The organism is Cyanothece sp. BG0011 (genome assembly GCF_003013815.1).
GTDB lineage: Bacteria > Cyanobacteriota > Cyanobacteriia > Cyanobacteriales > Microcystaceae > Crocosphaera.
The window spans coordinates 1-5,716 of sequence record NZ_PRLH01000176.1; the positions used below are offsets into that span (position 1 = coordinate 1).

Annotated in this window: 7 protein-coding genes and 1 pseudogene; 5 read left to right on the plus strand and 3 right to left on the minus strand. The window is 36.9% G+C overall.

The window, feature by feature from the left end:
* A pseudogene (locus C4E06_RS21760) lies at positions 1 to 281 on the plus strand (hypothetical protein); the annotation flags it as partial.
* A gap of 287 nt (positions 282 to 568) precedes the next feature.
* Positions 569 to 1,174, plus strand: coding sequence for a hypothetical protein (locus tag C4E06_RS21765; protein WP_107670497.1), 606 nt, complete (start codon positions 569 to 571; stop codon positions 1,172 to 1,174).
* A 22-nt stretch (positions 1,175 to 1,196) separates the two neighbouring features.
* On the opposite strand, the gene C4E06_RS21770 is transcribed toward C4E06_RS21765, so the two are convergent.
* The gene (locus tag C4E06_RS21770) at positions 1,197 to 2,225 is read right to left on the minus strand and encodes an aldo/keto reductase (RefSeq protein ID WP_107670498.1); all 1,029 of its coding nucleotides are present in this window, start codon (positions 2,223 to 2,225) and stop codon (positions 1,197 to 1,199) included.
* Between the two features lie 165 nt (positions 2,226 to 2,390).
* On the opposite strand from C4E06_RS21770, the gene C4E06_RS21775 reads away from it, so the two are divergent.
* Positions 2,391 to 2,795, plus strand: a complete 405-nt coding sequence (locus C4E06_RS21775) for a hypothetical protein (RefSeq protein ID WP_107670499.1) — start codon at positions 2,391 to 2,393, stop codon at positions 2,793 to 2,795.
* A gap of 73 nt (positions 2,796 to 2,868) precedes the next feature.
* Here C4E06_RS21775 and C4E06_RS21780 read toward each other — a convergent pair whose 3' ends face one another.
* Positions 2,869 to 3,186, minus strand: a complete 318-nt coding sequence (locus tag C4E06_RS21780) for a hypothetical protein (protein ID WP_107670500.1) — start codon at positions 3,184 to 3,186, stop codon at positions 2,869 to 2,871.
* Between the two features lie 323 nt (positions 3,187 to 3,509).
* Here C4E06_RS21780 and C4E06_RS21785 point away from each other — a divergent pair, with 323 nt between their 5' ends.
* Together C4E06_RS21785 and C4E06_RS21790 are read left to right on the plus strand one after the other, a co-directional pair.
* Positions 3,510 to 3,713 (plus strand): hypothetical protein, encoded by a 204-nt coding sequence (locus tag C4E06_RS21785; RefSeq protein ID WP_107670501.1) that lies wholly within the window; start codon positions 3,510 to 3,512, stop codon positions 3,711 to 3,713.
* 227 nt (positions 3,714 to 3,940) lie between these two features.
* Entirely contained in the window at positions 3,941 to 5,347 is a 1,407-nt protein-coding gene (locus tag C4E06_RS21790; protein WP_107670502.1) for a carotenoid oxygenase family protein, read from the plus strand.
* Between the two features lie 7 nt (positions 5,348 to 5,354).
* Here the strand turns inward: C4E06_RS21790 and C4E06_RS21795 are convergent.
* Positions 5,355 to 5,716: YdcF family protein (locus C4E06_RS21795; protein WP_198648934.1), on the minus strand; the 362-nt coding region annotated here is incomplete at its 5' end.

Genomic DNA, 5,716 nt, shown 5'->3' on the forward strand with positions numbered 1-5,716 from the left:
CAGAACTGGGAGTGGTTCTAGCCAACACGCTCTTAGGTGGAGGTATTGGTGCCGTTGGAGGCGGTTTAATCGGTGCCTTAATCGGTTGGGGCGTTCCCGAAGATCAAGCCAAATATTACAATGAGCGAGTTTCTGAAGGTGACTATCTCTTGCTTTTAGAAGGAACCGTTGAAGAAGTGAATATGGCTGAATCCATCTTACGTAATCACCACATTCGTAACTGGAATCTATATAATGCTCCCACAGGCCATGGTAGTCCTGTTACCGGTCGAGTTGTTTAGAAACCTCCAAAGTTGAGATAGGGGTAAAAAACCCCTCGTCATAGAGCCTTCCCTTGCTTTAATTGAACCCTCCACAAATTGTGGAGGTTATTTTTTTTATTAATTAATAATCTTATAACAATCATTAATATCCCGAAAGGTAGATGTTTTTTGAGTAAAAAAAAGCCAATAATATAAGTAGACTACATACTTATCTATGTATATTTATCCTTCTTGTATCCTTACTGACCTACAAAGTGCCTGAGGATTTTAGAAGCTATTTCGTTGTTACTCATTTTAAAATAATTATGAAATTCCCCTATTCAACCCTAAAAAAACTTTTTCCCTTGTCTTTAATCTTACTGACGTTTCCTTTAGTCTCATGTCAAGTCGAACAGGAACAACAAGGGCAATTACCCGATGTTAATGTCGAGCCTGGACAGTTGCCAGAGTATGATATTCAAGGACCCGATGTCAACGTTGGGTTAAGGGAGAAAACCGTCGTTGTTCCTAAAGTGGTCGTCGTACAAGAAAAAGAGACGGTTCAAGTCCCCTATATCGATGTTAATGTCCCCGGCGCAGAAAATGAAGAGCGTACCATAACCACTGAAATACAAGTTCCGTCTGGAGGTTATGATCTTGAAATTCAAAGTGTCTATGCAGTCGATAATGAATTATGGGTGATCTCTCAACTTACAGAAGAAAATCCCAATGCACCAGAAGCGGAAGTCAGAATCTCCGATCGCATTGTTATGAATGCTCCTAGTATGCCTGTACGACAATTTATTATCGGAGAGGCTCCTGGTAATTCCTACAATGAACAATATACCTTCATTAATAGTCGTCAGGAAATCGCGCCTCAATTAAATGCTGGAAAACAACTATACGGCAATCAACAAAAAGCCAGTCGATAAATAATTTTAATCAGGCCAAGTTCTACTTGGTCTGAAATGGATTTTGTACCATTTCTTTATCAACTTTTTGGGTTAATTTGTCTAATTCTATGACTTCCCCTTCATTCAGTCGCCAACCCATCGCGCCTAAATTTTGCTCCATTTGTTGATAATTTTTTGCCCCAGGAATGGGAATAAAACCTTTACACATACACCAATTAATGGCCACTTGTGCCATGGTTTTTTGTCTCTGGTTGGCAATTTCTTCTAACCCTTGAATTAAAGGACGAATTTTCGGCAACATTTGTCTAAAAAATAGACCCCGAAACCCACCAGGAAGTTGACCATTTTCTCGATATTTTCCGGTTAATAATCCTAAGGCCAAAGGACTATAAGCAATCAATTGTACCCCTAACTCGTCACAGACTTCTTTAACCCCTAATTCCCTTACAGGATAAGTGGATAATAACGAATATTGTATCTGTAAGGTGACAATAGGAATGTCTCTTTCGGCAAACCGTTTAACAATTTGTTTGAGTCGTTTGGGCCCATAATTCGATAAACCCACTCCTTTAACTAACCCTTGTTGATACAAGTCCCCTAACCCATCTAATAAAGGCCATTCTTGCCAAGGAAAATAATTAGCGGTTGGCCAGTGCATTTGCACTAAGTCGATATTTCTGCCTAACCGTTGCGCTGAAGCTTTTCCCGCTGCTACCATGGAGTGACGAGTCCATCGCCAAGGATAAGCAGCTAATTTTGTGGCGATACAAATATTATCCTTATTTGATCCGTCATATTCGTGGGTAAACTGTCCTAATAAGCTTTCGCTGCGTCCTTTTAGGGTTCCTGTCCCGTAAGAGTCTCCTGTATCAAATAAGATAACACCACGACTCACCGCTAGGTTAAACACCTGTTGTAAGTCTTGATCCATCTTTTGATTATAACCCCATAAAAAACGATTTCCCCAGGCCCATGTACCACATCCCATCCGAGATAATAAGAGGGAAGAATTAACAGAAATAAAGGTTTCTTGGGTCTTATTTAAGTTTTGGGGGGGTTGTGTGGTCATCAGTTTTCAGTTGATTCAGTTATCTCTCATCAGTTAAATCGTAGCAATTTATGATTACATTGGTGATAAAACTCACATTTTATTGTTAACACGCTCACTGTCTCAATGACAAGGAATAGTCATAATTTTTAAAGATCCCAATATAAAACAGAGGAGATAATTTTCATGATCAACTTATCTGATAGAGAAGTTAGACAAAAATTTTTACAGTGCAATTATTCTATTTTGTCCCGTTGTTTCTGGCATTTTCGTCAACAAAAGGGAGAAGGATTATTAGTGGTGATTGTTGATGAGTACGAGGGAACCCTAAAGTTAGAATACGAAACTAATTTATCTGAGTTGTTTTCTGAGAGAACCTTAAATAAAAAAGTTTATCCCAAAATTAACACCTATAATTATAATCAAGAGTTATTAGTCGCCTTTCAGCTTAAATCAGAACGAAAGATGAATTCTGATAATTGTATTTTACATTCCATTGGGTCGAGCAATTTTCCTGTTAAAGTTGCTGCTGAAGTAGCCCATGTTTTATTTCAAAATCTCCAAGCTGAAGAAGCCTTATGCACAGCTTAAGTAATCAATAAAAAGTATTTAGTAATGTGCTTACTTAATATTGATTACTGATGAAATCCTCTTTTATGATCAATTAACGACGGGGTTCGGAAGCTTCTATTATAAAATGTTCTCCATTTTGTTGATAAATCAGAACTTGTTCACCTCTTGCCAATGAATCACTCGGATGATGAAATCTCAGTTTTGTTTTATCAGATAATTCAATAAATAAAATACTACCATAAGGTCCAGATACTACCCCCGTAATCGTACCCACTTCATAAGGCGATTTTCTAGCGACACTTTCAGAATTTTGCTGTGAAGAAGGTTGTTGAATCGGTTCTGCGGGGGTGATTTTGGCAACAGAAACTAAGGCAATAATTGAAATTATGCCAACTAAAAATCCATTCATTTAATTGTCCTCAATGATGCCATGACTGAGGTTATGTAAGAAGGTTTTAACCTCAGTGATAACTATTTTTTCCTTTCTTTAACTTTAGAAGTCACACTTCATCTAAGCTATAAAAAGAAAATAAAATTTAGTTTTATTTTATTGATTTTAATGATTAATTTAGTTTTATTTTACTAAGATAAAGTATAATTGTAAATTAAGTTGAAGAAAATTGATAATAGTATTTTTAGACTTTTATGGTTAATTTAAGTTATAATTAATCTTGCACACTAAGAAATCTGAAACTATTTTTAACTCAGATAACGATAGTAACCACAAAACCTTTGGCTGGTTTATCTCAACCCATTAGAATAACCATTCGTGAAGAAGGAGTAAAACCTCCTTTAAATGATGTTATTGAAGCAGTTATCAAGTTATGTTTATTACATCATGGATCATATAAAGAAGCAGGAATACCGATGCCAATTTTTGCCTCAGATAAAATTGGATATAAATCATTAAAAGGATTGTTTCATGTACAGGGTTAAGGGGAAAAACAGTGGTGGCATTAAAATCACTAATATTGATATGTAGGTGGTTATAAATAAACGTAAGGTGGGTAATGTTAAGAAAAAGCTGGCAAACCTGAATCAGAAACTATTTGAGACATTGCCCACCCTACCAGTTTTATTCATTTAATTATGCCTACCTACTTACAATTAAATAAAAATTGTTAAACTAATAAAGATAAAAATTAAAGTTAACTATTAAAATCATGCCGACTTGGTCACAAGCGATCGCTAAACCCGCCGAAGAATTTCCCTTAAAACCCTTATCTATACTATCAGGAGAAATTCCTGATGGACTTAGAGGAAGTTTATACCGCAATGGACCTGCCAGACTAGAAAGAGGAGGCCAAAAAGTTGGTCATTGGTTTGATGGAGATGGGGCAATTTTAGCCATTCATTTAAGTGAAGAAGGGGCAACAGCAACCTATCGCTATGTACAAACAGAAGGGTATCAAAAAGAAGCTGAAGCTAACCGCTATTTATATCCTAATTATGGCATGACTGTGCCGGGTCTTTTTTGGAAAACCTGGGGAAAAGAAGTCAAAAATGTGGCCAATACATCGGTTTTAGCCTTACCTGAAAAATTATTAGCCTTGTGGGAAGGAGGAAACCCTTATGGTTTAGACTTATATAATTTAGAGACAAAAGAATTAGATAACTTGGTCAATTTAAAGGAAAATGAACCATTTTCTGCCCATCCCAAAATTGATCCTAAAACGGGTAATATTTATAACTTTGGCATGAGTATAGGAGCAAAAGTTACATTAAACCTTTATAAAAGTGATCCCACAGGAAAAGTGATTCAAAAATCAGATTATTCCCTAGAAGGTGTACCCCTTATTCATGATTTTACCTTAGCTGGTCCTTATATCATCTTTTTTGTTCCTCCGGTTCGTCTGAAATTATTACCCACTGCCTTAGGGTTCTCTAGTTTCAGCGATGCAATGGAATGGAAACCGGAACTAGGGACAGACATTTTAATTTTTGATCGTAATAGTTTATCCTTTATTACTAAAGGAAAAGCTGATCCTTGGTTTCAATGGCATTATAGTAATGGGTACGTTAACGAACAAGGAAATATTATCGTTGAAATAGTCCGTTATCCTGACTTTTCCACCAATCAAAACTTAAAAGAAGTACCCACAGGAAACATAAAAACGCCAGCAAAAGGAACCCTCTGGGAAATAGAAATTGACCCCAAAACCGCTAAAATGATCCGTCAAGAACAATTATTAGATAGGGGATCAGATTTTCCGATTGTACCTACTCATCAAACAGGAGAAAATTGGCGTTATACCTATCTATCAGTTCATCGAGAGAATGCAGATTTATCTAAAGAAATTTTAGGAGTCATTGCTCGTTATGATCGACAATTAAATAAGCTAACCGTAGCAGATATGGAAGAAAATTTATATGCGTCAGAACCGATTTTTGTTCCCAATACTCCCAACTCAGCAAGAGGATGGGTGTTAACGGTTGTTTACGATGGGAATGAACATCGTTCAGAACTAAGAATTTATGATAGTGAGGGGTTAGATAATCGTCCGATCTGTCGTTTAGGGTTACCTAATGTGATTCCGATGGGATTTCATGGAACGTGGAAAGCAGGATAATTAATTATTAAGGTGGCAGTAAAGTTTCCCCTGTTTTTCCTGTTAGTAACCAGAGAAAAGATCGTCCTCCGTCCCTAATAATTTTCTCAATGGGTTCGGGGGAATCATCAGAAGGAACCGACAAAGGTTTAAGGGTAATTCCTTGAGTCCCAAAAACAATTTCTCCGATGATTCTGGCTCGATTCATGTGATTATCAGACGTGATTAAATAAACACTATCAATGCCTTGGGCTTTCAATTCCTTAACTAAGGTGGTAAAGTTAGTTACCGTGTCCTTGGCCTGATAATCGAGATGAAGGCGATCGCCACTAATTCCAGCATTCGTAAATATTTTAGTCACATAGTTTTGAGGACTGCCCGAAGACACCC